This window comes from uncultured Tateyamaria sp. (assembly GCF_947503415.1).
Classification (GTDB): domain Bacteria; phylum Pseudomonadota; class Alphaproteobacteria; order Rhodobacterales; family Rhodobacteraceae; genus Tateyamaria.
This window is the reverse complement of record NZ_CANNDS010000004.1, coordinates 103,677-128,886: the sequence shown is the minus strand read 5'-3', so window position 1 is coordinate 128,886 and position 25,210 is coordinate 103,677. Positions and strand designations below refer to the sequence as shown.

25 protein-coding genes are annotated in these 25,210 nt (G+C 60.7%); 23 read left to right on the top strand and 2 right to left on the bottom strand.

Going from position 1 to position 25,210, the window contains the following annotated elements; genetic code table 11:
* The first annotated feature begins 157 nt into the window (after positions 1-157).
* The 5 genes from Q1A32_RS19535 to Q1A32_RS19515 all read left to right on the top strand — a co-directional run bounded on the left by Q1A32_RS19535 (position 158) and on the right by Q1A32_RS19515 (position 6,912).
* Positions 158-1,786, top strand: coding sequence for a hypothetical protein (locus Q1A32_RS19535; protein WP_299657059.1), 1,629 nt, complete (start codon positions 158-160; stop codon positions 1,784-1,786).
* Positions 1,787-1,890: 104 nt separating this feature from the next.
* Positions 1,891-4,020 (top strand): ParB N-terminal domain-containing protein, encoded by a 2,130-nt coding sequence (locus Q1A32_RS19530; RefSeq protein WP_299657056.1) that lies wholly within the window; start codon positions 1,891-1,893, stop codon positions 4,018-4,020.
* 99 nt (positions 4,021-4,119) lie between these two features.
* A complete protein-coding gene (locus Q1A32_RS19525) occupies positions 4,120-5,163 on the top strand; it encodes a toprim domain-containing protein (RefSeq protein ID WP_299657053.1) in 1,044 nt (347 codons plus the stop codon).
* A gap of 251 nt (positions 5,164-5,414) precedes the next feature.
* Positions 5,415-6,341, top strand: coding sequence for a DUF2493 domain-containing protein (locus tag Q1A32_RS19520; RefSeq protein WP_299657050.1), 927 nt, complete (start codon positions 5,415-5,417; stop codon positions 6,339-6,341).
* A gap of 118 nt (positions 6,342-6,459) precedes the next feature.
* On the top strand, positions 6,460-6,912 hold the full coding sequence (locus Q1A32_RS19515; protein WP_299657048.1) for a hypothetical protein: 453 nt from the start codon (positions 6,460-6,462) through the stop codon (positions 6,910-6,912).
* A gap of 92 nt (positions 6,913-7,004) precedes the next feature.
* On the opposite strand, the gene Q1A32_RS19510 is transcribed toward Q1A32_RS19515, so the two are convergent.
* Entirely contained in the window at positions 7,005-7,187 is a 183-nt protein-coding gene (locus Q1A32_RS19510; RefSeq protein ID WP_299657045.1) for a hypothetical protein, read from the bottom strand.
* A 382-nt stretch (positions 7,188-7,569) separates the two neighbouring features.
* Here Q1A32_RS19510 and Q1A32_RS19505 point away from each other — a divergent pair, with 382 nt between their 5' ends.
* From Q1A32_RS19505 to Q1A32_RS19490, 4 genes are all read left to right on the top strand, one after another.
* The gene (locus Q1A32_RS19505; RefSeq protein ID WP_021100681.1) at positions 7,570-7,908 is read left to right on the top strand and encodes a DUF736 domain-containing protein; all 339 of its coding nucleotides are present in this window, start codon (positions 7,570-7,572) and stop codon (positions 7,906-7,908) included.
* A gap of 373 nt (positions 7,909-8,281) precedes the next feature.
* The gene (locus tag Q1A32_RS19500; RefSeq protein ID WP_299657042.1) at positions 8,282-9,073 is read left to right on the top strand and encodes a helix-turn-helix domain-containing protein; all 792 of its coding nucleotides are present in this window, start codon (positions 8,282-8,284) and stop codon (positions 9,071-9,073) included.
* Complete coding sequence (locus tag Q1A32_RS19495) at positions 9,048-10,592, top strand: hypothetical protein (protein ID WP_299657039.1); 1,545 nt, start codon at positions 9,048-9,050, stop codon at positions 10,590-10,592. The genes Q1A32_RS19500 and Q1A32_RS19495 overlap by 26 nt, the downstream gene beginning before the upstream one ends.
* Positions 10,592-11,149: an AAA family ATPase gene (locus tag Q1A32_RS19490; RefSeq protein ID WP_299657036.1), complete on the top strand. Its 558-nt coding sequence runs from the start codon at positions 10,592-10,594 to the stop codon at positions 11,147-11,149. The genes Q1A32_RS19495 and Q1A32_RS19490 overlap by 1 nt, the downstream gene beginning before the upstream one ends.
* 95 nt (positions 11,150-11,244) lie before the next feature.
* Here Q1A32_RS19490 and Q1A32_RS19485 read toward each other — a convergent pair whose 3' ends face one another.
* Positions 11,245-11,463, bottom strand: coding sequence for a helix-turn-helix domain-containing protein (locus Q1A32_RS19485; RefSeq protein WP_299657033.1), 219 nt, complete (start codon positions 11,461-11,463; stop codon positions 11,245-11,247).
* A gap of 140 nt (positions 11,464-11,603) precedes the next feature.
* On the opposite strand from Q1A32_RS19485, the gene Q1A32_RS19480 reads away from it, so the two are divergent.
* The 14 genes from Q1A32_RS19480 to Q1A32_RS19415 all read left to right on the top strand — a co-directional run bounded on the left by Q1A32_RS19480 (position 11,604) and on the right by Q1A32_RS19415 (position 25,209).
* Positions 11,604-11,876: a DUF2285 domain-containing protein gene (locus tag Q1A32_RS19480; protein WP_299657030.1), complete on the top strand. Its 273-nt coding sequence runs from the start codon at positions 11,604-11,606 to the stop codon at positions 11,874-11,876.
* 131 nt (positions 11,877-12,007) lie between these two features.
* On the top strand, positions 12,008-12,178 hold the full coding sequence (locus Q1A32_RS19475; RefSeq protein WP_299657027.1) for a DUF6499 domain-containing protein: 171 nt from the start codon (positions 12,008-12,010) through the stop codon (positions 12,176-12,178).
* Between the two features lie 73 nt (positions 12,179-12,251).
* Positions 12,252-12,752, top strand: coding sequence for a DUF2285 domain-containing protein (locus Q1A32_RS19470; protein ID WP_299657024.1), 501 nt, complete (start codon positions 12,252-12,254; stop codon positions 12,750-12,752).
* 176 nt (positions 12,753-12,928) lie between these two features.
* Positions 12,929-13,210 carry an AlpA family transcriptional regulator gene (locus Q1A32_RS19465; RefSeq protein WP_299657021.1) on the top strand — a complete coding sequence of 94 codons (282 nt, stop codon included), beginning with the start codon at positions 12,929-12,931 and terminating at the stop codon, positions 13,208-13,210.
* A 4-nt stretch (positions 13,211-13,214) separates the two neighbouring features.
* A complete protein-coding gene (locus tag Q1A32_RS19460) occupies positions 13,215-13,673 on the top strand; it encodes a DUF2840 domain-containing protein (RefSeq protein WP_299657018.1) in 459 nt (152 codons plus the stop codon).
* On the top strand, positions 13,670-14,197 hold the full coding sequence (locus Q1A32_RS19455; RefSeq protein WP_299657015.1) for a S26 family signal peptidase: 528 nt from the start codon (positions 13,670-13,672) through the stop codon (positions 14,195-14,197). Before Q1A32_RS19460 ends, Q1A32_RS19455 begins: the two co-directional genes overlap by 4 nt.
* Positions 14,184-14,888: a lytic transglycosylase domain-containing protein gene (locus Q1A32_RS19450; RefSeq protein WP_299657012.1), complete on the top strand. Its 705-nt coding sequence runs from the start codon at positions 14,184-14,186 to the stop codon at positions 14,886-14,888. Before Q1A32_RS19455 ends, Q1A32_RS19450 begins: the two co-directional genes overlap by 14 nt.
* A gap of 454 nt (positions 14,889-15,342) precedes the next feature.
* Positions 15,343-16,893 (top strand): DUF3363 domain-containing protein, encoded by a 1,551-nt coding sequence (locus Q1A32_RS19445; protein ID WP_366141244.1) that lies wholly within the window; start codon positions 15,343-15,345, stop codon positions 16,891-16,893.
* Positions 16,894-16,910: 17 nt separating this feature from the next.
* Positions 16,911-18,902, top strand: coding sequence for a conjugal transfer protein TraG (locus Q1A32_RS19440; RefSeq protein ID WP_299657006.1), 1,992 nt, complete (start codon positions 16,911-16,913; stop codon positions 18,900-18,902).
* Positions 18,903-18,911: 9 nt separating this feature from the next.
* Positions 18,912-19,349, top strand: coding sequence for a CopG family transcriptional regulator (locus tag Q1A32_RS19435; RefSeq protein WP_299657001.1), 438 nt, complete (start codon positions 18,912-18,914; stop codon positions 19,347-19,349).
* A gap of 126 nt (positions 19,350-19,475) precedes the next feature.
* Positions 19,476-22,226 (top strand): DEAD/DEAH box helicase family protein, encoded by a 2,751-nt coding sequence (locus Q1A32_RS19430; protein ID WP_299656997.1) that lies wholly within the window; start codon positions 19,476-19,478, stop codon positions 22,224-22,226.
* Entirely contained in the window at positions 22,223-23,779 is a 1,557-nt protein-coding gene (locus tag Q1A32_RS19425) for a restriction endonuclease subunit S (RefSeq protein WP_299656994.1), read from the top strand. The genes Q1A32_RS19430 and Q1A32_RS19425 overlap by 4 nt, the downstream gene beginning before the upstream one ends.
* Positions 23,772-24,764 (top strand): DUF4917 family protein, encoded by a 993-nt coding sequence (locus Q1A32_RS19420; protein WP_299656991.1) that lies wholly within the window; start codon positions 23,772-23,774, stop codon positions 24,762-24,764. Before Q1A32_RS19425 ends, Q1A32_RS19420 begins: the two co-directional genes overlap by 8 nt.
* A complete protein-coding gene (locus tag Q1A32_RS19415) occupies positions 24,745-25,209 on the top strand; it encodes a hypothetical protein (RefSeq protein ID WP_299656988.1) in 465 nt (154 codons plus the stop codon). The genes Q1A32_RS19420 and Q1A32_RS19415 overlap by 20 nt, the downstream gene beginning before the upstream one ends.
* Position 25,210: the final 1 nt, after the last annotated feature.

The window sequence follows — 25,210 nt, the reverse complement described above, 5'->3', positions numbered from 1 at the left end:
GTGAGGTTTAGCGCCGCTAAAGTTGCATGTTGGCGGAAAACTTCAGATAGTTCAGATTGATGCGATCGCTTTGGACGCCGAACCCAAGAGCTATCGAGCGTGAAGTCTCTGACGGTGTGAGAAAATAGGAATTTGAGTTTTGAATAATGATCAGCGGATGGCATTTGCCAATAAAATCAGGCTTTACTCAAGCATCATTACAATAATCGCGCTCGCAATCGTTCTATTGCTATCACTGCGAATTCTTGCGAATGCAATTGGCTACGCCTTTACGACCATTACAACTATGAACGGCGTCGACTTGACTGATTTTGCCAGCTTGCTGGGCGCTAGAATTTCCGCCCTTGCCGACGGCGATCAAGCTCAACTATCAGCATTTGCGGTGGGTTTGATATCGATATTTTCCCACCTCATGCTCGTATATTGCCTTGTCAAGTATTGGCTCAAACAGTTTGGCTTCGCAGTATCTGCGTTCTACGAGAGCGCCAAGCTCGCAATGATTCCGGACGAGCGAGAAGAAATCCGGTTCAGTCCCGAGGCAGCTGTGATCTCTGTTGGCCGTCAGTTGAATAGTAGAGATCCCTATGACTACTCTTTTGACCTTCCTCGAACCACGAGAATTTTGATTGGAAGCAAGTCTCCGCAAGTGCTCCCAATTTTTCGGCACTTCTTCGAACAGAGGCAGGGCCGTGTGATCGCACCATTGCGAGCGTTAAGGCAGCTTCTAGTCGCTCTGTTCGCTTTCGGCGTTGTTTCGCTGCTGCTCTATTGGGCGGATGGAACACCGCAAGTTGTTTCAAGTTACTGGAGCAGTGCGGCAGTCATCGCTTTGGCCTCGCTGACCGGCATAGCCATTGTTAGCGCTCTGAGTAGCTTCTTTGACAACACACTGCTCCGAGGGCTCTTGGCGAACAAGCTGCTTGGCGCCTCCGTCGTCGCGGAGAAATCCGCAGAACCAATTCCGCTCCGTGTTTCATCGCTTAGCCTTTCCAAGCACCTAGTCGACAAGTTGGACGATGAACCAGGATTTGGGAAAGCTCGTATTTTGGTAGACAATGATGAAGGTCGCTCGAAGTCGGTTCAGGATACGGGTGATTTCTCCGTCAATATCATTGCCGAAGGGGAATATACGGAGCAGTCCAATCCGATCGAAGGGCTCGGAAAGAACCGCCTCTTGGTTGGTGCCGCCCTTAGTGTTTTGGCGTCAATTCTACTCGCCCTGTTTTCGGTGCCTCAGGCTTTGTCAGGGCTTTGGAATGGTGAAGAGGTCTCAATCGGTCGTGTTATCGTTGCACCCGTCGTGATCGCAGCCGCCTATGCTGTAGCAGCAGCTTTCGCAAGAACGGGGGAAAGCCTGCAGGTTGATGGCTTGAGGATTTTAGCAACAGACTGGATCTCTTCTGAAATCACTTTCACTGAGTTTTACGGACAGGTCTCGGCAAGCACCGGGCGCAGACTTGACCAAGCAGGAATGATTGCGGAGGAAGAGAAAGGACAAGTTTGCCAAACGAACTATAGGGCGGCTAGCGCAACGGTTTCGTTCGTGGCGGATGCGCCTGGCGGTCAACGTGTCGCCTATTCATTTGAAGCGGGAGATCATAGCCAATTCCGTCTGCAAGCAATTTCTTCAGCGATTAGAAAGATTGCAAGCTATGGCCAACCATCTGTGACCAAGATCGAAAAACCAAACGGCAACCCCGAGCTACTGCTTGAGGTGGACAATGATTCCCCCGTTGACGACGAAGGGGACCTGCCGGACGAAAAAGATGAGCACGATTTGAACTGACCTTCGTCGCTGTCTCTTCAGAGTGAGAGGGGTGCCGGGTTTTCCGTGACGGGTTTGGAGGTCGGGAGAGAGGCTCCCGTCTGGCCCGTCGCGGAGATATCCCGATGACCAAGCAACAGAAGATCACCCTCAGCGCCTCGCGCGACATTCCCTTCAACAAGCTGATGCTCAGCCAGTCGAACGTGCGCCACGTCAAGGCGGGCGTGTCGATCGAGGAACTGGCGGAGGACATCGCGCGGCGGACGCTGCTCAGCTCCATCACCGTGCGGCCCGTGCTGGACGACGATGGCGCCGAGACCGGCATGTACACGATCCCCGCCGGCGGGCGGCGATTCCGGGCGCTCGAGCTGCTCGTCAAGCAGAAGCGCATGAACAAGACCGCGCTGGTCCCCTGCATCGTGCGCACCGATGGCCTCGCCGAGGAGGACAGCCTGGCCGAGAACGTCCAGCGCGCCCCGCTGCATCCGCTCGACCAGTTCCGCGCCTTCCAGGCGATGCGCGAGAAAGGCCGCACCGAGGAGGAGATCGCAGCGGCCTTCTTCGTCTCGGCCAGCGTGGTCAAGCAGCGGCTGAAGCTCGCCGCCGCAGCACCTTCGCTGCTCGACGCCTATGCCGAGGAGGAGATGACCCTCGACCAGCTTATGGCCTTTACGGTCAATCCCGACCATGCGCGGCAAGAGCAGGTCTGGGAGGCGCTGCAACGGCACTATTCCCGGCAGACCTACGAGATCCGCCGCATGCTGACCGAAGGTGCGGTGCGGGCCTCGGACAAGCGGGCGCAGTTCGTGGGGCTCGACGATTACGTCGAGGCCGGGGGCGAGATCCTGCGCGACCTGTTCCAGCAGGACGACGGCGGCTGGCTGCAGGATGCCGCCCTGCTCGACGTCATGGTGCGCGAGAAGCTCGCAGAGGAGGCCGAAGGGGTGCGCGCCGAGGGCTGGAAATGGGTCGAGGTAGATACCGAGTTCCCCTATGGCCACACCTTCGGGATGCGCCGGGTTCATGGCGAGGCGGTGCCGATGAGCGACGAGGAGACTGCCAGCTATCAGGCACTGAAGGCCGAATACGACGCGCTCGAGGCCGAGCATGCGGAAGCCGACGAACTGCCCGACGATGTCGATGCCCGATTGGGCGAGATCGAGGAGGCGATGGAGGCATTCGAGGCGCGCCCGATCCGATACGAGGCCGACGACCTCGCGCTGGCAGGAGCCTTCGTCAGCATCGACAGCTCCGGGCGGCTGCGCGTTGAGCGCGGCTACGTGCGGCCCGAAGATGATCAGGTCGAGGAGGTGGAGGACACCGGCGAGGTCGCACCAGAAACGGCGCCGGTCGAGGACGCTGATGACACCGTCGCGTCCACTACGGACGAGGAGGAAGAGGACGACGGCCTGAGACCGCTCTCCGACCGCCTCGTCATGGAACTGACGGCCCATCGGACCCTGGCGCTGCGCAACGCACTGGCCCAGGACCCGCAGGTCGCCTTCCTCGCGGCGCTGCACGCGATGGTCCTGCGGCTCTTCTATCGCTACGCTGTCGACAGCTGCGTCGAGATCGAACCGCGCAACGCGGGGTTCGGATCGCAGGTGCCGGGCCTCGGCGACACGGCCTACACGCAGGCCATCGACCAGCGCCACGAGACCTGGGCGCGCAACCTTCCGAAGGCATCCGAGGACCTCTGGGAGGCGCTGACCGAGTTCGACAGCTGCAGCTGCGAGGCGCTCTTCGCCCATTGCGTGGCGATGAGCGTCAATGCCGTCCAAGATCCCTACAATCGCCGGCCGCGCGCCATCGCGCATGCGGATGTGCTGGCCGGGACCATCGGGCTCGACATGGCCAAGGCGGGCTGGACGGCCACGGGTGACACCTACCTCGGCCGCGTGACCAAGGCGCGCATCCTGGAAGCCGTGCGCGAGGCGAAAGGTGAGGATGCCGCCGACCGGATCGCCGGGCTGAAGAAGACCGAGATGGTGACCGCCGCCGAGGACCAGCTCTCCGGCACCGGCTGGCTGCCCGAACCTCTGCGCACGCCGCCGCTGCCGGAAGAGGATGCCCCGGAGATCGAGCTGGTCGACGACGCAGACCGCTCCGACGATGACCCTTCGGAAGACGATCCCGACAGCAGCGAAGCGCAATCGGCGGAAGACGGCGGCGAACCGGCTATCGGAGATTCCGAGCCTACGGGGGAAGATGATCCCGTCGCCGGTGACGCCTTCGCCAAGACAGCCGCCGAGTGACCTACGAGCAGGTCGGAGCTCCTGTCCCCCGAGTTCCGGCAGCCGGGGTCCGCCAGAAATGGCGGGCCCCTTTTCTATCCACGACAGGAGGCACAAAGCATGCACAGCCCTGCCGCCGACGTCTCCCGCCGCCTTGCCGAGGATGCCGAGGCCGTCTGCCGTCACTACCTCACGAACGGGCGCAAACATGGCCGCTACTGGATCGTAGGCGATGTGCAGAATACGCCGGGCCGCAGCCTCTACGTTCGGCTGACCGGTCCGAACTCCGGCCTTGGTGCGGCTGGCAAGTGGACCGATTCCGCAACCGGGCAGCACGGAGACCTTCTGGACCTGATCGCCCTGAACATGGGGATCACCTCCCTGAGGGACACGCTGGAAGAAGCGCGCAGGTTTCTCAGCCTGCCGCAGACGGACAGGCACCGCGCCAACAATCCGCCAGCCTCTCGCGGCTCACCCGAGGCCGCGCGGCGGCTCTGGGCCATGGGCCAGCCGATGTCGGGCACCTTGGCGGAACGCTATCTCGCAGGGCGCGGCCTCACCGGGCTAGGCCATCTCGACAGTCTCCGTTTTCACCCGAACTGCTTCTACTGGCGCGAGGATCACGCGCTGACAGACCCGCCCGAGACCTGGCCCGCCCTGCTCGCCAAGGTGACGGACCTCGACGGACGGCTCACAGGCCTGCATCGCACCTGGCTCGATCCTGTCTCGGCAGAGAAGGCCCCAGTCAGTCCACCGCGCAAGGCCATGGGCAATCTCCTCGGCCATGGTGTCCGCGTGGGCGAGCCGAACGGCGTGCTGGCCGCGGGCGAAGGGCTGGAGACCATTCTCTCCCTGCATCTTGCGCTGCCGGAGTTGCCTGCGGTGGCGGCTCTGTCTGCCAATCATCTCGCAGCCCTACAACTGCCCGCCGACCTTCGCCGCCTTTACATCGCCGTTGATGCCGACCCGGCAGGCCTGTCCGCCGCGGACCAACTGGCGCATCGGGCCATTGGGGCCGGGATCGACGCCGTCCATCTCTCCCCCTGTCTTGGCGATTTCAATGACGATCTGCGGGCCAATGACCGCGACGCGTTGCACGCGCATCTGCGTCCGCAACTGGCGCCCGAAGATGCCGTGACCTTCCTCGACCACGCCATCGATTGATCGGAGTCGGCCCAGCCGGCCAGCGCCTCCGCGATCAGAGCCACGCCTTCCGGACTTCCGAGAGCGGGCAAAACGGAGCAGAGCCCGGACGGGCCCGCAACGGCAATGGCCGTCCTCCGCTGCGCTTCGGTTCCACCCCGTCGCGCGGGCGCGACGGGGACCCCTGAGAATGCAGACCCGCCCGGCCCCCGCTTTTCCGTTGCCCGGGAAGGCCGCGAGAGGCGCGGTCTTCGACAACCGGAGACGACATCATGACCGACACACATCTTCAGACCCGATCTTCTACCGCCGTCGTGCTCGAGGAACTTCAGCTCTACGGCTGGCGCCCCTTCACCAACGAGCCCGATCCCCGTCCCTTGCCGGAGCCCGACGCCATTCGCACCGCCATCGCCGACATTTTCGACGCGCTCGTCTCGACGCTGTCCGACACGCGGTTGGAACCCGACCTCGAAGATCTGCTCTGGTCCACTACGAACCTGTTTCACCGCATGGCGACGCGGACAGGCCGGGATCTCGACAGCAACGAACAGGCCCAAAAACGCGCACAGCGCGAACAGGACGGGTCCGAGGTCCGGTCGGTCGAACTTGAGACCCTGATCGCCGAGGGCCTCACGCTGATCGAGCGGCGCAATGCCTTTGAGGCCATGCGCGATCTCGCGGCCGAGTTGTTCGAGATCCATCTCGGCCAGACCTGGCATCCGCACACGGGCAGCCATGTGAGCCGCCGCACCCTGACCGCCTCTTTGATCGACAGCCGCGATCACTTGGCCGCAAAACGTAGGGTCGATCTGGAACCACTCCTGCCCCAAGGCATTGAGATCGCATTTAGCGGCGGACTCGACTTCAATGATCACACGGCCATCTGGGCAGCCCTCGACCGCGTCCATGCGAAACACGCTAACATGATCCTGCTTCATGGCGGCGCGCCGCGCGGGGCCGAACGGATCGCCGCCGCCTGGGCCGACAACCGCGGCGTGACGCAGATCGTCTTCAAACCCGACTGGGCGCGGCACGGCAAATCGGCCCCCTTCAAGCGCAACGACCAGTTGCTTGACACCCTGCCCATCGGGCTCATCGTCTTCCCGGGCTCGGGCATCACCGAAAATCTCGCCGACAAAGCCCGCGCGATGGGCATTCCCCTCTTCGACTTCCGGCCGAAAGCCGCCCCACCGGCATGACCGGATTTTCGCCGACGCCCGCCCCGGACCCTCCCGGGGTGGGCCGTTTTCTGCTATGATCTGCCCGTGCCAATGGAGGAGGTGGCGGCGCGATCCTTGTTCTCGAAAGGAGTGCCTCATGTTTTTCTCCACCCTATTCACTCTGTTCGGCCTTGGTGCCCTCTGCTGGATCCTGTTCAATCTGGCCGTCTATGCCCTACCCTTCGCCATCGGGCTGACGTCCGGCATGTATCTGTATGAAACGGGCCAAGGCGTTTTTCTGTCGATCATTGCGGGCCTCTTCATCGGCGGCTTCGTCGCGGCTCTGGGTGAATTCGCCTTTGACCGCATCCGTTGGGCTCCGCTCAAACTCGCCATCGGTCTGATCTACGCGGTGCCCGCCGGGATAGCGGGGTTTCACGCGGCAAAGGGTCTTGCCGAGTTTGGCAGCGCAAGCGACACCGCTATCACCTTCTTGTCTTGGCTGGGCGCGCTCATAATCGGCGGTACAGCTTGGGCGCGGGTGTCGGGCTTGTCCGAGGTCAACGCCATGTCAGACTCGCATCCACACAGGTCTTTCGATGAACACTGAACGCCCTGTGATGCTTGCGCCGGTGCGTGCCGTCCGCCACATCGTCAGTGTGCGCCGCAACCGATTGCTGCAAAAGGTCTCAATCCTCGCCGTCACCGCAGCGTTGCGGTTGGGCAGGACCGGCTGAGCAAAGCCAGATCACTGAGACCCACGTCATGGCGCATGGCCCCGGTCGCGCATGCACCTGGATCGGCGGCAGGCCGAACATCGCGGTAGACAAACACAGACACGGCGAGAGCGGGCAATCCCGGAGTAGCGAGGCACGTCCAGGACATGCACCATTTCCGCCTGCACGCCATAGCCTGTCTTTGCACGACGCATGCTGCCAGGATCTTGCGCGGCCCAAAGTTAGCCTGTCATTCCTTCTCCCATGGCTTGCGCCATGCGTCCCATGCGGGCCTCTCAGCGGCTGATCTGACCGGGATCGGCTGACGCCTCGACCGCCTTGGCCGCAACGGCCGGTCCGGACTTTCTTCCCCTGGCGCCCCCGAAAAATATCGGGTCCGCCATTCCTCGCGCGGCAAGAAAGACCGGCCTTGCCGTCCTCCGCTGGCGCTTCGGGCCACAGGGGCTGCGTCGGCGGATCGCCCCGGTCGTGACGATCGCCATCGAGGCCGCGAAGGGCGCGGGCTCGGACAAGCCAAAAGGAGACATGACATGGCCACCATCGGAACCTTCAAGAAAACCGGCAGCGAATACGTCGGAGAAATCGTCACCCTCAGCGTTCAGGCGAAAGCTGTCCGCATCGTCCCCGAGGACAGCACCCCCAACGACAACGCCCCCTCCCACCGTGTCTTCGTCGGCCGTGCCGAGATCGGCGCCGCTTGGTCCAAGCGCTCGACCGAGGGCCGCGACTACCTGAGCCTCAAGCTCGACGACCCGAGCTTCACCCAGCCGATCTACGCCAACCTCTTCGACGACACGGTAATCGAAGGCGGCGAAGAGACCTTCAGCCTCATCTGGTCGCGCCCCAACACCCGCCGCAACGGCGACTGACAGCAGACGACCCCGCCCGGGATCACCGGGCGGGGTGACCTTTGCTCCTCATGTACTGAACGCGAGCGACTCGCGATCATGCTTGAACGCAACGGGTCCGACCCTTTCGGGACATTGAGTCCAATGTCCTGATCTCTGCAGTGCGGCCCGCCAAACCGGCCTTTCGCTGCAGGCGCATAATCTGGGTCTGGACGGGAGGCCTGTCTCGCGGGACGAGCCAGCTCTAAAGACGTTAGTAGTCGACGGTGGCTCGCTGCCAATACCCTTTGGCATGAAACCTGTTACGGTGTCGTAACCATCCATGGTTATAGGTGTCACATTATTCTTGTGCACAACATTTAGTGGATGTTACTCTATTCAAAAAGGCAGCCTCGTGAAAAAACTTTCAGGAAAAATCATTGAAACTAGGCCGTTTTCTGCCGGGGATGTGGAGATTTCGCTTGGGCGCAGATTGCGGGAGCTGAGAGAGCTCGCGGGCATGACCCAGAGCCAGCTCGCCGGGCAGATTGGCGCCAGTCGCTCGGCCATCTCGCGGATCGAGAACCGTGATGATGTCAGCACCGTGATGCTCAAGAAGTTCGTCGCCGGATTGGGTGCGAAACTGCGGATCGACGCTAGTTTTGATGCCACCTCGCCGGTAATGCTGCGTGTGCTGGAAGCCTTCGATGTCGAGCACACCAATGATGACCAGTTGCTGTTCCCACTCTTTGAGGAGGCCCCCTTCAAGACTAGCCGTGATGTCGTCCTAAGCATTAAGCCTCAGTACTCGACGCCCATATTGGAAGGTGCGAAAACGGTGGAGTTGCGCCGTCGTTTTCCGGTCCAGGTTCCGAAGGGGACACTCGCCTATATCTATTCAACCAGTCCTACCCGCGCGCTAACAGGAACGGCACGCATCATGGGCGTAGAGAAAATTTCCCTGGGAGAAATGTGGGAGAGGTATTCTCCTGTCGCGTGCATTGAACGCGACGACTTTGACGCCTATTTTTCTGGGCTAGATGAAGGTGTTGTCATCCAGCTTGGAAATGTTCACCAGTTGCCACGTGCAATTGGATTGGACGAGTTGCGTGACCGATTTGAGTTCGCACCGCCACAGTCATTCGTTTACGCAAACCCATTGTTGCGAGAAGCTATAAAGCATGAGTCATCCTCGCTACCTCATTGATACAAATGTATTCATTGGCCTCGAAGATGATCGCGAAATAAACCCGAATTTCTCGCAGTTCCTGCAGCTCGCCTCAAAACACAGCGTAAAAGTCTTCGTGCATGAAGCCGCGAAAGATGACATCGCCCGGGATAAAGACGAAAGCCGTCGGCGAATCTCGCTCAGCAAGTTTGCGAAATTCGCCCCTCTGTCGAAGGTGCGCGGACTGACCGAAGCCAACCTCGCCGCGAAATTCGGTGAGCTGCGCAAGCCGAACGATGTCGTCGATGCAACGCTCCTGCACGCTCTCAGTTTGGATGTCGCTGACTTTCTCGTAACGGAAGATCGAAAGCTTCACGAGCGCGCGCGCAAACACGCACCGGAGCTGTCCGACCGCCTGCTTTTCGTGGCCGATGCGGCCTCGCTTCTGAAATCGACCTATGAGCCGGTCGATGTGCCAATCCGATATACCGAGGAAGTCGAGGCGCATACGATCCCTCCCGACGACCCGATATTTGAGAGCCTACGCGGAGACTACGATGGCTTTGACGCATGGTGGAAGAAATGCGTTGAACAGCTTCGAAAATGCTGGATTGTGACCCGACCGGGCGGTGACGGCATCGCCGGGATACTGATCCGAAAAGATGAAACCCGCGCGGATACCGACGCGACCCTCCCCGGCGACAAAGTGCTCAAGATTTGCACGTTCAAAGTCGGGCCCGAAAACCGGGGCATCAAGCTCGGAGAGTTGCTGCTCAAACAGGTGCTCTGGTTCGCACAGAGCAATGGCTATGACGTCGCCTATCTGACGACCTACCCAAAACAGGGTGCGCTTATCGAACTGCTCGAATATTACGGGTTTCAGCAAACGGTCGAGCGCGCCGACGGTGAGTTGGTCTACGAAAAAGCCTTTTCCTCAGACAAGCTGATCGTTCCTGAAGGCGAGGTGATTTTCGATGTTCAGCGGGCAAACTATCCGAGGTTCTCCGCCGAGCCGCTCGTGCGGGGATATGGCATTCCGATCCAAGAAGCCTATCATGACGAATTGTTCCCCGAACTGAAGGACGTCAGGCAGGCGGATATGTTTGAGCATGTCGGCCTGTCGGGTGGTCCCAGCCGCCCCGGCAACACAATCCGAAAAGTCTATCTCAGCCGCTCTGCCGCCAATTTGAACCAACCTGGGGCACTGCTCTTCTTCTACAAGGGCAAGTCAGACGGTCCTCCATCCCAGGCCATCACAGCAGTCGGTGTCTTTGAAAACATGGAGTTGGCGCAATCCACAAAGGAACTCATGCAGCTCGCGCAGAGACGGTCAGTCTATAGCGAGGTGCAACTCGAAAAATGGGAAGCGACGGCGGACAAGCCGGTCAAGGTCATCAACTTCCTGCTTGCTGGATATTTCGACGAACCTGTCAAACTGGCCGACCTTCAAGAATTCGGGGTGATGCAAGCCCACCCCAGCCAGGCGATATTTCAGATCAACCGCGGCCCTTTGGAAGCCCTCCTGCAACGGTTAAATCTGGGATTTGAGGTGCTGTAATGACAATCGCATTCGTTGGAATCTCTGGCGTCGGAAAATCGACTTTCCTGAAAACAGCTATGGACACGAGGCCGTTTCTGCACCTGGAGGCCAGCAAGCTAATCAAGGAAGAACTCGCGCTGGTTCAGCAGCAGGTTCAATCGTCAGAGGAGTTGCGAACTGGCGCGGTTTTGGACAACCAGGAACTCTTGGTCCGGGCTTTTCACCGAAACGTTTCTGGGCACGAAGGACTGGTCGTGCTCGACGGTCACACAGTAATGGATACCGGTTCCGGCCTTCAGAGAATTCCTGCCTCGGTCTTCGCCGAAATGAACGTGCGCTCGATCCTGTTCCTTCAAGACGACCCAGAGGTGATCCGTTCTCGGCGCACCGCCGACACAATTCGGGTCCGACCGGAAAGATCGACTCAAGAAATCAAAACCCATCAGCAAGAGGCAATGCTCGCCTCCGCAGACATCGCGCTTGAGCTGGGAATCCCGCTGCAAGTTGTGACACACACCTTGGCGACGCGGGCATTCTCCCGGCTTTTCTTGCCACCTATTTCAAGTGAAGCGTAGGTTTCCACACCAAACTCGTGCCTCCAAGCAGTCAAGCGCCTCCATCCAATCCGTCCTCCGATATCAGATAGGGATTCCGTGATCCTGTAACTCTATTAGGGTTCCGAGTGTTCTTCGATCAGCTTCGCTGGGGCCACCTCCAGATGCGCTGCGACCCGCTGTAGGGTCTGCAACGTGACATTCTGCTGACCTCGCTCCATCGAGCTGACATGCGCGCGGTCGACATCCATTACCGCCGCCAACGCGGCCTGTGTTAGCCCGCGCAATTGGCGGTAGTGCTTGAGATTCCTTGCAAAAACAACGCGGATGTCCATCCGCGAGTAAAGAACCTATCGCGTATTTTGGTGCGACGTATTATAGTACTCATCTGCAGTTCGACTGACCACAATCCGACCTTGCACATGCAATCTGATGTGCTGTTATGAGCCTTAACGCCCAACGGCGAGGGGGAATCATGTCTGCCACCGGCACCACGCCGATCGCTGATCTCGCACCAGAAAGCGATGAGCTGACCGATTACGACCACGCACATATGACGCTTTACCTGCGCCTGTTCGACGCCGCTGAAAGCGGTGCAAGCCTGCAGGAAGTCAGTGAGATTCTGTTCGGTATAGATGCCACCGAAGAACCAGAGCGTGCCAAAAAGATGTACGACAGCCACCTCGCCCGCGCCCGCTGGATGACGGAGCACGGCTATCGCAAGCTGCTCGAGGGCCGGAATGGCTGAACATCGCCCGATCCGTCTGAGATCGGCGAACACTCGCGCAGGTTGCGCAGAGCAACCGTTCCTGCCGTCGTTTTGACGTGTCCTCAAGCTATACTAATGGTACATCGAAACAGCTGACGCGGAGCTTCGCCATGACCAAGGATTGGCAAGACGAAACGGCGTACAAGCATTTCGACAGTCTCGACCTGTCCGGGCTAGCCTGGGAATGCTTGCGCCGCAATTCCGACTATCGCGCCAATTACCCGCAAATGCGGGATGGATTGACATCACCGGCCGCATGGGGGTTGCGATTTCCCGGTTGATCCGGACATCGACGCACCCAATGCACCTGTGTTCTGGACGCCTTCAATCGCCCCGGCAGCGGTCGGATATGCTGTGCCGGTCCCCGGCGGCCACACCACCGCGCCACGTATCGATAGAAATGATCTGACCATCATCGGAATGCAGGACGGTTTGATGTATGTGCGCCTCGCAACAGGCGCATTGCTTGTGCTGGATGCCAAAAGCCTGCAACGCCCGATTGGGATTCTGGTGCCGCTGGACGAACACTGGTCGGCACGCGTGGACGCACTCAAGGCGCTTCGCGCGCAGCTGTTGTACCGCAAACGATCCGCTCCGTCCCTGACGCCGCAGCAGCGACGGCGCATACAGCTTGCATTGCGCACGCTCGATGCACGCCGGGACCGTGCCAGCTACCAGACGATCGCGCGGCATTTGTTCGGCGCGGAGGCTGTATCGCGCGAGCATTGGAAGACCAGCTCCCTCAAGGCACAGATCACCCGACTGTCGGCCCATGGAACGCATCTGACCACCAAAGGCTGTCGCTTTCTCCTTCTCGGTCGTGGACCAACTGGGCGCTCAAAACCGCGCAAGTGATAACCGCAAGACCTCCATAAATCGAGCCTTCGCCAGACCCTGATCCTGTTGGCCTTTGGGGGTGACGTTTTCGTGCCGCGATCTTCGTCATCCCTCCCCATAGCAATCTTCCGTTTTGATGACCTCCGACAGCCCGCGACGCGCCGTCGCGCGGCCTAGCCACCGGAGATGCTCAAATGCCCGACCCCAACGAAGGACTTCCCCCACGCTACCTCAGAACCCCGGAAGCCGCCCGCTTTCTCGGCCTGTCTGGCCGTACGCTGGAAAAACACCGGACCTACGGGACCGGCCCGCGCTATTCGAAAATCGGCGGGCGTGTCGTCTACGCGGTCGACGATCTGCAGGCCTGGGTCACACGGGGCGAGAAGACCTCGACCTCGGACGAGACCGACGATCGCGTTCTGCCTGCCAAACGCCATGCCGCCGTTTCGCCAGCCTACCTGCGGCGGGGGCGCTGAGCCGATGCAGACACTTGTCCACCTCACCTGGATCGAAGGGCGTATCGAGCGCTGGATCCGTTTCGGTCGGAAGGCCGAGGAAACCATCCTGACGCGCACGGAAAAGCGCGTGGCCTTCGCCCCCGGCGCAATCTTCGCGCTCGTCCGCTGGTCGTCGAACGACTACGGCACCGTTGAAAGCCGGATCGACATTATGCGCGCCGTCGATGCAGGCGAGCCCTGCTCCACGGTGCCCTACGTAACGCCCGGTGGCGAGATTTTGCTGCGCCTCTCCGGCTGGCCCAAGGTCGAGGCTGCGCTTCGGTCCATCGACATCGTGGAAAGCTATGGCATCGCGCCCGAAGATGTCTGCCCCGACCATTGGCGGCACGTTCACAACCGCGTGACCGCTGCATTGGAGCCCCGGCCCTACACCCCTGCCCGGCATGCCGCCTGGCTCAAGCGTCGCATGGTGACGACATGAGCGCGGCGGCCCCTTCCCTCCTCGTGGCCGGTTTGTCCCTCGGTTTGCTCTCAGTCGCACAGATCGACCGCACACCGCGTCTGATCTGGAATGCCTCAGCAAGCGTGCCGGTCGGACTTTACGTTGTTCGAGCGTCGAACCCGCCATCGTTGGGCGATCTCGTTGCCGTGCGCCTGCCGGAAGACTTGTCATCCTGGGTGGTTGAGCGCGGCTATGTCGGTGTGGATACCTTGTTGTTGAAGCGCGTCGCGGCCGTCTCAGGCATGACCGTCTGTCGCGACGGCGTTGATATCGCCATCGACGGTACCGTTGTTGCCCAGGCAGCATCGGCTGACCGGCACGGTCGCCCACTTCCCCGTTGGACAGGATGCATCACGCTAGGGTCAGACGAGGTTTTCTTGCTCGTCGCAGGTGTCGCGGACAGCCTCGATGGACGGTATTTCGGGCCCTTTTCAGCGGACACGATCCTCGGACGCGCCATCCCTCTTTGGACATATGGGAGGGCGGAAGATGCGTCGTCTTGAACGCGGTCACAGCCGTCTGCACGCGGGCGTTACTACCGTGCTTGCACTGATCCTCTGCATGCCGATCACCGCGGCACCGTCCGCCGTGATCGCTCAGGACCGCAGTGTTCCAGCATCTGAGCAGCAACCCATCGACATCCATATCGTTGACGCCGCGCGCAGGTTCGGCATCCCACAGCCGTGGATCCGTGCCGTCATTGAGGTTGAAAGTGCGGGCAATCCACGCGCTGTCAGCCACGCGGGCGCTATGGGGCTTATGCAGATCATGCCCGGCACTTGGGCCGAGTTGCGCGCAGCTTATGGGCTTGGCGAAGATCCCTTCGATCCACGCGACAACATCCTAGCCGGTACAGCCTATCTGCGACAGATGTACGACCGCTTCGGGTCGCCCGGCTTTCTCGCTGCCTACAATGCCGGGCCTACGCGCTACCAAGAGCACGTTGATACCGGGCGCGCCCTACCGCTTGAAACCCGCAATTACCTCGCCATCCTCGCGCCACTCATCGCCAATGGAACTGACGTCGCGCGGGCAGTCAGCCGCCCGCACAGGACACAGGACTGGCGCGACGCCCCGCTGTTCGCGGCAACGGCTGAGGCAGGTAACCCCCTCGGCGATGACACCCAAGGGATTGCGTCTGACACGTCTCGAAACGGCATCTTCGTGCCTCACAGCCGAGGGCAAACGCCATGATCCGCGAAATCGCACCATGGCGAGATCTGGAATACCCGGTCGCAGGAATGTGCCGGAGAGAGCCGACGCACAGGGTCTCAACAGAAAGAGCGCAAGATAAAAGAGGTGCCGCAAGCGGACCTCAAGCTGTTGTTTTTCTGCGAGGGTTTGCGCCGCACATCCAAACTGCGTGCCTCAGGACTTCACCTAGAGAGCTGATTTTAAGATATTATTTGTGCGGCATCTTGTTCTGCGAGCGTGCACGACCATGACCAGGCGCAACGACGACCTTCGTATCCGACCCGGGCGTATCCGCGACGGCGGCAGGACCTCGAAGCAAACGACACGCTTTGTCAGTGAGGTAATGCGCGCTGCCCGCAAGTCTGGTCACACAGGCTATCGTTTCGGAGCGAAGCAATCTCAATCGACTTCCAGTTCATTCGGACGTGGGCGCTTTCGGAGAGCAGCGCTGAACATGTCCCGCACATCTCGGCGCGTCGTAGTCAATGCCCGCATCGTGCGCCACCAGGGCAAGCGCTTTCGCTCCGCCCCCATGGCCAAGCACCTCGGCTACCTACAGCGAGACGGCGTCGGCCAAGACGCGCGCGACGCAGACATGTTCGGGTCTGAACGCGACGATCTCGACCGGGACGGGTTTGCGGCGCGCTGCGAAGGCGACCGGCATCATTTCCGGTTCATCGTCTCGCCGGAAGACGCGGGCGACCTCGAGGATCTGCGCGCCTTCACCCGGGATCTGATGACCCGTGCCGAACGGGACCTCGGGACCAGACTGGACTGGGTAGCTGTCGATCACTGGAACACCGACAATCCGCATGTACACATCCTGCTGCGCGGAAAGGCCGACGATGGGCGGGACCTTGTGATCTCGCGCGATTACATCAGCCAGGGGTTTCGGGCGCGCGCGGAGGAGCTCGTACAACTGGAACTGGGACCCCGCAGCGCGCGCGAGATTTCCCAAGCGCTGGAAACGCAGGTCACGGCAGAGCGCTGGACCGATCTCGACCGCGGCCTGCGATTCCTGGCGGACGACCATGCCGGCATCGCCGACCTGCGGCGCGGCACGCCGGAGCCCCGCGATCCGGAATTGCGTCGCTTGATGATCGGGCGTGCCCAGGCACTGGAGAGGCTTGGGCTGGCCGAACAAATCGCCCCTGCCGTCTGGGAGTTGAAACCGAATGCCGAGGACACTCTGCGCGAGCTTGGGATGCGCGGCGACATCATCAAACAGATGCACCGCGCCGTGGGCGCCGACCGCAACCGCGCAGCGGCTGATTTCGCCATCGAAGGCACGCCCACCGCACCGATCCTCGGGCGGCTCGTGAAACGCGGCTTTCATGACGATCACGCCGGGACCGGTTACGCGATCATCGATGGTGTGGACGGTCGCGTGCATCACCTGCGTTTCCGGGATCTCGATGCGACCGGCGACACGTCGCAAGGTGGCATTGTCGAAACCCGTCTATGGAAGGGCAAGACGGACGGGACACCGCAATTGTCTCTTGTCGGTCGTTCCGATCTGTCGCTGGCCGCCCAGATCGAGGCCGATGGCGCGACCTGGCTCGACCGCCTGCATCTTGCCCGTGACCGCGCACCGCTGAGCGGTGCTGGATTTGGCGCAGAGGTTCGCCAAGCCTTGGAGCGGCGCGCAGATCATCTTGTCGCCGCAGGCCTCGCCCGACGGCAAGGTCAGCGGGTCACCTTTGCCCGCGATCTGCTGGCCACTCTGCGCAACCGCGAACTAGACACCATCGCTAAAGATCTCAGCACACAAACCGGCCTCCCCCGTTACAAGCCGACCGAGGGAGAGCCAGTCGCAGGGACGTTTCGCCAACGCCTCGATCTCGCATCTGGCCGCTTCGCCATGATCGACGATGGTCTTGGCTTCTCGCTTGTCCCCTGGACCCCGCAACTCGAACGCCATCTCGGCCAGACTGTCACGGGCACGTTGACGCCCAGCGGCGGGATCGACTGGAGCCTCGGACGCAAGCGCGGGCTAAGCCTCTGAGCAGAAAGGACATCAACATGAGCCGTCAGGACACGTCATCGGCCACCAAGATCCTCTGGGGCCAGATCCTCATTGTCAGCATCGTGGCGCTGCTCTTCGTCTGGGCAGCGACGCAATGGGTCGCGTTTCGTCTGGGGTACCAACCCCAGCTTGGCGCGCCCTTCACCGCCCTGTTCGGCCTGCCGATCTATCGCCCGTGGCAGGTCTTCACCTGGTGGTATTGGTATGATGCCTACGCGCCCCGCGTCTTTATGGAAGGAGCTGCAATCGCCGGCGCAGGTGGGATAGCCGCGATTGCCGTCGCCATCTTGCTGTCCGTCTTGCGGGCGCGCGAGGCGAGCGACGTGACAACCTATGGCTCTGCCAGATGGGCAGGCCCCAAGGATATCACCGCCGCCGGGCTGTTCGCAGACGATGGGGTCGTGCTGGGCCGTCTCGACAAGCGCTACCTCAGGCATGATGGTCCGGAACACGTGCTTTGCTTCGCGCCCACCCGCTCCGGCAAGGGCGTCGGCCTGGTGATCCCAAGCCTGCTGACCTGGCCCGGCTCCGCGATTGTCCACGACATCAAGGGCGAGAACTGGCAGCTCACGTCCGGATGGCGGGCGCGGTTCGGGCGCGTCCTGCTATTCGATCCGACCAACGCAGCCAGCGCCGCCTACAATCCGCTGCTCGAGGTTCGTCGCGGGGAGCGCGAGGTGCGGGACGTGCAAAACATCGCAGACATCCTCGTCGATCCCGAAGGCCAGCTCGAGCGACGGAACCATTGGGAGAAGACCAGCCATTCCCTTCTGGTCGGCGCGATCCTTCATGTTCTCTATGCCGAGAAGAACAAGACCCTGGCAGGCGTCGCCGCCTTCCTGTCAGATCCTCGGCGTCCCATCGCTGCCACACTGACTGCAATGATGCAGACGGCCCATCTCGGAGATCGCCCGCATCCAGTTGTCGCTCAGGCCGCCCGCGAGCTGCTGAACAAATCCGAGAACGAACGCTCCGGCGTCCTGTCCACGGCAATGTCCTTTCTCAGCCTCTACCGTGACCCGGTCGTCGCTGCCGTCACCTCCCGCTGCGAATGGCGCATCGGCGATCTGGTTTCCGGCGAACAACCATACACGCTCTACCTCGTGGTGCCGCCATCGGACATTTCCCGCACAAAACCACTGGTCCGCTTGATCCTGAACCAAATCGGTCGTCGTCTGACCGAAGAACTGCACAACACCGACCGCAAGCACCGCCTGCTGTTCATGCTCGACGAGTTCCCTGCCCTCGGCCGTCTCGACTTCTTCGAAAGCCAATTGGCCTTCATGGCCGGCTACGGCCTCAAGGCGTTCCTGATCGCGCAGTCGCTGAACCAGATCGAAAAGGTCTATGGCCAGAACAATGCCATCCTCGACAACTGCCATGTCCGCGTCGCCTTCGCCACCAATGACGAGCGAACGGCGAAGCGCCTGTCCGACGCCCTCGGCACCACCACCGAACTGCGCGCGATGAAGAACTATGCCGGGCACCGCATGTCGCCCTGGCTCGGACATCTGATGGTCTCGCGCCAGGAAACCGCCCGCGCCCTGCTCACCCCCGGCGAGATCATGCAGCTCCCGCCCGACGACGAAATCGTCCTCGTATCAGGCGCGCCACCGATCCGAGCGCGGAAGGTGCGGTACTTCCGGGACGCGCAACTGAAGGAAAGGATACAGTTGCCTCCAGAAGAAGTGCGGCGCGTGCCTTCATCGGCCTTGACGGACGACTGGAGCAGCCTTCGGCCGATCTTACCGTCTCCTCAAACCAACAAGGAGAAATCCAGCGACGACACCAACGGCGGAATCCGCCGCGAACCCGAGGTCCCACATCATGAAGACGTCGCCCCCGAGCTCCCGTTCGCGCGCGAGGAGTTCGCAGATCTCGACGACGAAGCTGACGATGAGGCTCAACGCGCCCGCGCCATGCGAACGCAGTTCCGAACGGTCGCAAGACAGGCGGCGCTTGACCCCGACGACGGCATCGAGCTGTGAGGTGAACTCGTGAAGAAGGCCAAGATCACCGCCTATGTGGACGCCACGCTCTTCGATGAACTCGACGGACTGTCGGTGCGGCGGCGCGTTCCGAAGACACAGATCATCGAAGCGGCACTTGCGTCGTTCCTCTCCCCCGACGGCGCCGAGCAGAGCGAAGCCGCGATCGTCCGCCGGCTGGACCGCCTGACTCGGTCGCTTGAGAGGCTGGAACGTGACCAGGAAATCACTACCGAGGCACTGGCGCTGTTCGTCCGCTTCTGGCTGACGACGACGCCCCCGCTGCCCGATGACACCTACGCGGCCGCCAAGGCGAAGGGCAAGGAGCGGTATGGCGGCTTTATTCAAACGCTCTCGCGTCGATTGGCGAAGGGCTCAACGCTGACCAAAGAGATCATCCAAGATTCTCCGGCAGAACGAACAGGCTCAACCGACAGCATCGACTGAACGTCTTGCTCCGGCGCATCTCGGTCCAACAGCGGGAATTAGGCACCCTACCCGTACGCTCGCCAATTGCATTTTCGCTCACTGAGCACCATGATTGAAAAAGTATAGCAATTTCAGGCGTTATGCGTGTCACCTGATGTCAACCAAACCCCCGAGCAGCTCGCCCGGGACCGGATCGATGAACGCCTGCAGGCGTCCGGTTGGCTTGTGCAGGACAAGGACGCGCTTGATTTCAACGCCGGGCTTGGCGTGGCCGTGCGTGAGTACCAGACGGACATTGGTCCCGCTGACTACGTTCTCTTCGCCGACAGGCACGCGGTCGGCGTGGTCGAAGCCAAGCCCGACAACTGGGGTGTCCGCCTGACTTCGGTCGAGGAGCAATCCGAGGGTTACGCCAACGCCAAGCTGAAATGGGTCAACAACGCACAACCGCTCCCTTTCCTCTACGAGAGTACTGGCCAAGTGACGCGTTTCACCAACGCCCGCGACCCCAATCCTCGCTCGCGTGAGGTTTTCAACTTTCACCGCCCAGAAACCCTGAAATCATGGGCAGAAGCGCCAAAGAGCCTTCGCGCGGGTATCGCAGCCCTGCCGGACCTAAACCCAGACGGCCTGCGCGACTGCCAGATCAAAGCGATCACGAACCTCGAGACCTCACTCAAATCCGACAAGCCCCGAGCCCTCGTCCAGATGGCCACCGGCTCGGGCAAGACCTTCACGGCGATCACGCAGGTTTACCGCTTGCTGAAACACGCTGGCGCGCGACGCATCCTGTTCCTCGTCGATACCAAGAACCTCGGCGAGCAGGCAGAACAGGAGTTCATGGCCTTCATCCCGAACGACGACAACCGCAAGTTCACCGAACTCTACAATGTCCAGCGCCTCACCTCGCCCTCCATCGCGAACGACAGCCAGGTCGTCATCTCCACGATCCAGCGCATGTACGCCACACTCAAGGGCGAGGAACTGAACGAAGGCGCGGAGGACGAAAACCCCGCAGAGCAGAAATGGCGCCGCAAGGAACCCTTACCGGTCGTCTACAACGCCAAGCTGCCGCCGGAATATTTCGACGTAGTGGTCATCGATGAATGCCATCGCTCCATCTACAACCTCTGGCGCCAGGTCATCGAATACTTTGACGCCTACCTGATCGGCCTGACCGCCACGCCCGACAACCGCACCTACGGCTTCTTCCAGAAGAACGTCGTCAGCGAATACACCCATGAGAAGGCCGTTGCCGACAAGGTCAACGTGGGCAACGAAATCTACCTGATCGAGACCCAGATCACCCAAGGCGGCGAGACGCTCAAAGCCGAGCAGCTGATCGAGAAACGCGAACGGGAAACCCGGGCCCGACGTTGGGAGACGCAGGACGAGGACGAGGCCTATGCCGCCACCCAGCTCGACCGGTCTGTCGTGAACCCCGACCAGATCCGAACCGTCATCCGCACCTTCCACGACAAGTGGCCCGAGATCTTCCCCGGCCGCAAGGAACTGCCGAAAACGTTGATCTTCGCGAAGACCGACAGCCACGCCGACGACATCATCCAGACCGTCCGGCAGGAGTTCGGCGAGGGCAACGACTTCTGCCGCAAAATCACCAATGGCGCGAAGAACCCCAAATCCTCACTCTCCGCCTTCCGCAACGACTATTACCCGCGCATCGCCGTCACCGTGGACATGATCGCCACCGGCACCGACGTGAAACCGCTCGAATGCCTGATCTTCATGCGCGACGTGAAGTCGAAGAACTACTTCGAGCAGATGAAGGGCCGCGGCACCCGTGTCCTCAAACCCGACGACCTGAAAAAGGTCTCCCCGTCGGCCCAGGCCAAGACGCATTACGTCATCGTCGATGCCGTCGGCGTCACCAAGTCGCTCAAGACGGCCAGCCAGCCGCTCGACACCAAGCCCTCGATCCCCTTCAAAGACCTCGCCATGGGCCTTATGATGGGCGACCGGTCCGAGGAAACCGTCAGTTCGCTTGCCGCCCGTCTGTCGCGGCTCGACAACAAGCTTGGGGCCGAGGATCAGGAGAAGATCACGACCGAGGCCGGCACCTCCCTCACCGCCATCGTGCGCGACCTCTTCGACGCCATCGACCCAGACAAGGTGGAGGCCGACGCCAAGGCCGCCGGCCACCCCGAGCCCGACGATGCAGCTATGCAGGCCGCGCGCGAGGAACGGATCAAACACGCCGCCAACGTCTTCACCGGCCCGCTCATCAACCTGATGGATACGATCCGCCGCGACAACGAACAGACCATCGACCATGACAACCTCGACACGCTTCTGCGCGCCGAATGGGCGGGCGACGTGGCCGAGAACGCCAAACAGATCACGCAGGAGTTCGAGGCGTACCTGACCGAGAACCGGGATGAGATCGAGGCGCTGGCCATCTACTTCAACACCCCCGCCCGCCGGGCACAGGTCACCTACGCCATGGTCAAGGACGTGCTGAAGAAACTGACCGAGGATCGCCCGCGCCTCGCCCCGCTCACCGTCTGGCGCGCCTATGCGCATCTCGACGACTACAAGGGCAGCAACCCGGCCAGCGACCTGACTGCGCTGGTGGCGCTGATCCGCCGCGTCTCCGGGCTGGATGAAACCCTCACCCGCCATTCCGAACGGGTGCGGCGCAACTTCCAGAACTGGGTGCTGAACCGCCACTCGGGCGCGGGCGAGAAATTCACCGAGGAACAGATGGACTGGCTGCGCATGATCCGCGACCACCTCGCCACCTCCTTCACCATCGAGCGCGACGATCTGGAAATGGCTCCCTTCGACGGCAAGGGCGGGATGGGGCAGATGTATGCGCTGTTCGGCGACGGCATGGACGAGGTCATGACCGAGATGAATGAGGCGCTTTCGGCATGACGGAATTGCCTGCCACATGGGCTAACGCGAAGTTCTCAGATTTCGGAACATGGATCGGGGGTGGCACACCCTCCAAAGCCAACCCTCGTTTCTGGAATGGTCCCATTCCATGGGTTTCCCCAAAGGACATGAAAACGAAGGTCATTCGCAAGGCCATTGACGGCATCACAGAGGAAGCGGTCGAAAACTCTGCGGCGAAGCTGGTGCCTGCGGGATCGGTCCTGATCGTGACCCGCTCGGGAATCCTTGCGCACACTCTCCCCATTGCGGTCACCGCTGTTGAGAGCACGCTCAACCAAGACCTCAAGGCGCTCGCTCTCCCGGATGGCATTGGTTCGGAATATATCGCATGGGGAATGCGAGCTTTCGAGCAAAGCATCCTCGACAAGTGTCGAAAGGGCGGAACAACAGTTCACAGCATCGAGATGCCGCGCCTTGCATCATTCGAGTTGCCGATCGCCCCCACCAACGAACAACGTCGCATCGTGGAGAAGATCGAGGCGATGTTCGACGAGATCGACAAGGGGGTCGAGAGCCTGCACACGGCGCGCACCACCCTCGGCCTCTACCGACAGTCCCTGCTGAAATCGGCCTTCGAAGGCCGTCTCACCGCCGACTGGCGCGCCAAGAACGCAGACAAACTGAAAGACCCCAAAACCCTCCTCGCCCGCATCCAGCGCGAACGCGACACCCGCTACAAAACCGCCCTCGACGCCTGGCAAGATGCCCTCGCCACATGGCACGCCGGTGGCGAGAAGGGCAAGAAACCCGCGAAACCGAAGCGCTTAGCGGAAATTGATCCACCAACGGTTTCGGTCAAGGACGAGGGGTGGGCAGAGTTGCCGCTTGGAGCACTCATCGGTAAAGTGCAACAAGGCTGGAGCCCAAAGTGTGATGACGGTCGACCAATTGCGCCTGACGACTGGACAATTGTTACAACCACCGCGGTCCAACATCACAGGTATTCGGATAAGGAAATCAAGCTTCTACCAGCCCGCTTTGAACCCCGGCCAGAAATTGAAATAAAGGCTGGAGATTTCCTGATGACCCGAAAGGGACCGAGAGCACGAACCGGCGTGGTGTGTCTCGTGCCAGCGACACGTCACCGGATCATGCTTTGCGACACGGTTTACCGCTTTCGTTGCGACGAAACCGCCATCTTACCGCGTCTATTAGAGTTTGCTCTGAACTCTCCTCTGACGTTGCGCGAGATCGACGAATTGAAATCAGGAATTTCAGACAGCGGCATCTCCCTCAATCATGGAAAGATCAAATCTGTTTTGGTGAAGTTTCCATTGAACAAGGCTGAACAAGCCGAAATCGTCCGCATCCTCGACGAAAAACTCGAAGCCGCCGACGCGCTGGAAGCCGAGATTGACGCCGCCCTCGCCCGCGCCGACGCCCTCCGCCAATCCATCTTGAAAAAAGCCTTCTCCGGCCAGCTCGTCCCCCAGGACGCCAAGGACGAACCCGCCTCGGCCCTGCTCGAGCGGATCAAGGCCGACCGCGCCATGACTCCCAGGACCAAGAAACGGAAGACCGCCCATGCCTGACGTCATCAGCTTTCAGGATGCCATCAAGGCGACGGAGGGCGACGACAAGGCGCTCCTGATCGGCAACGGCTTCTCAGCACAGTACTTCAACTACGCCAACCTTCTGGCGGAGGCCCAGCTGGAAGAGGGCAGCCCGATCAAAGCGCTGTTTGACCAACTTGGCACTGTCGATTTCGAGGCCGTCATTCGCGCCATGGAAGATGCCGCCGTGGTAGAACGCGCATACGGCAACGACGGTCATGCAGATCAACTGATTGCGGATGCTCAAATTGTCCGAGAAGCCTTGGTTGCTGCGGTCAACGCGACCCACCCGGCGCATCGAGAAGACCTCGATTTTCAATACGAGAGTGCCGCCGCCTTCCTGAAGCATTTTGCAAAGGGTCAGGTCTTTACCCTGAACTATGACCTTTTGCTCTATTGGGTGAACCTCGAAAAAGGCCTTCTTACCGATGGGTTTGGCCTTGGTGAATATACCGAAGACGGCCGGTTCAAAGGTCCGTTTGTGGAAGGCGCCTATTGCCGAACCTTTAATCTACACGGTGGACTTCACCTTTTCCAGAACGAGATTGGCGAAGTCTACAAGGCGTTGAACGATGGCGATGGAGTCATTGCCAATATCACCCATGAAATAGCGAACAAGGGTCGCCTCCCTCTCTATGTCGCAGAAGGAACCTCGACGTCAAAACTGCGAAAGATCAACTCCGTCGAGTATCTCCGCCATTGCTACCGTACATTGCAGGAAACCACCGGCGCAGTCTTTGTGTTCGGACACAGCGCCGACCCAAACGATGCCCACATTTATCATGCGATTTTCGGCTCTAAGGCCAAGCACGTCTATTTCGGCGTCTTCCAGCCGGATGCAGAAAAGGTCACGGCGTTGGATGCAGAACTCGCAAAGTACAAGAAGCTCGGAGGGGATGACGTCAACTACACTTTCTTTGACTCGGAGACAGCACACGTCTGGGATGGACCGCCGGTTGAATAACTTTCAGAGAGAGGGATCGATCAGCAACGCCCACGTCGGGCGCGCTTTCGAATTGCGCGCGCAGCGTGTCTTGGCGGAACACGGGCTAGCACTGACGTTGAACCACAAGGTGCCCTGTGGTTTGGGAAGAGTTAGCAAGCGCCACGCCTTCGATCTTGGGTCAGAGACACCCAAGGTGATTGTGGAGTGCAAATCACAAACATGGACCGCCGGCGGCAACGTACCGAGCGCCAAGATGAAGAATTGGGCGGAAGCCATGTTTTATTTCCACATGGCACCTCCCGATTACCGGAAGATATTTTTCGTCGAGCAGAGCCTTCGGCCGGGGCGTGAAGAAACCCTACTGGGGTATTTTCGGCGGACCCAGGCGCACATGATCCCCCATGACGTGGAATTCTGGGAGATTGCGCGTGATAGCGACGAACTCGTAGTGCACAAGGATTGAT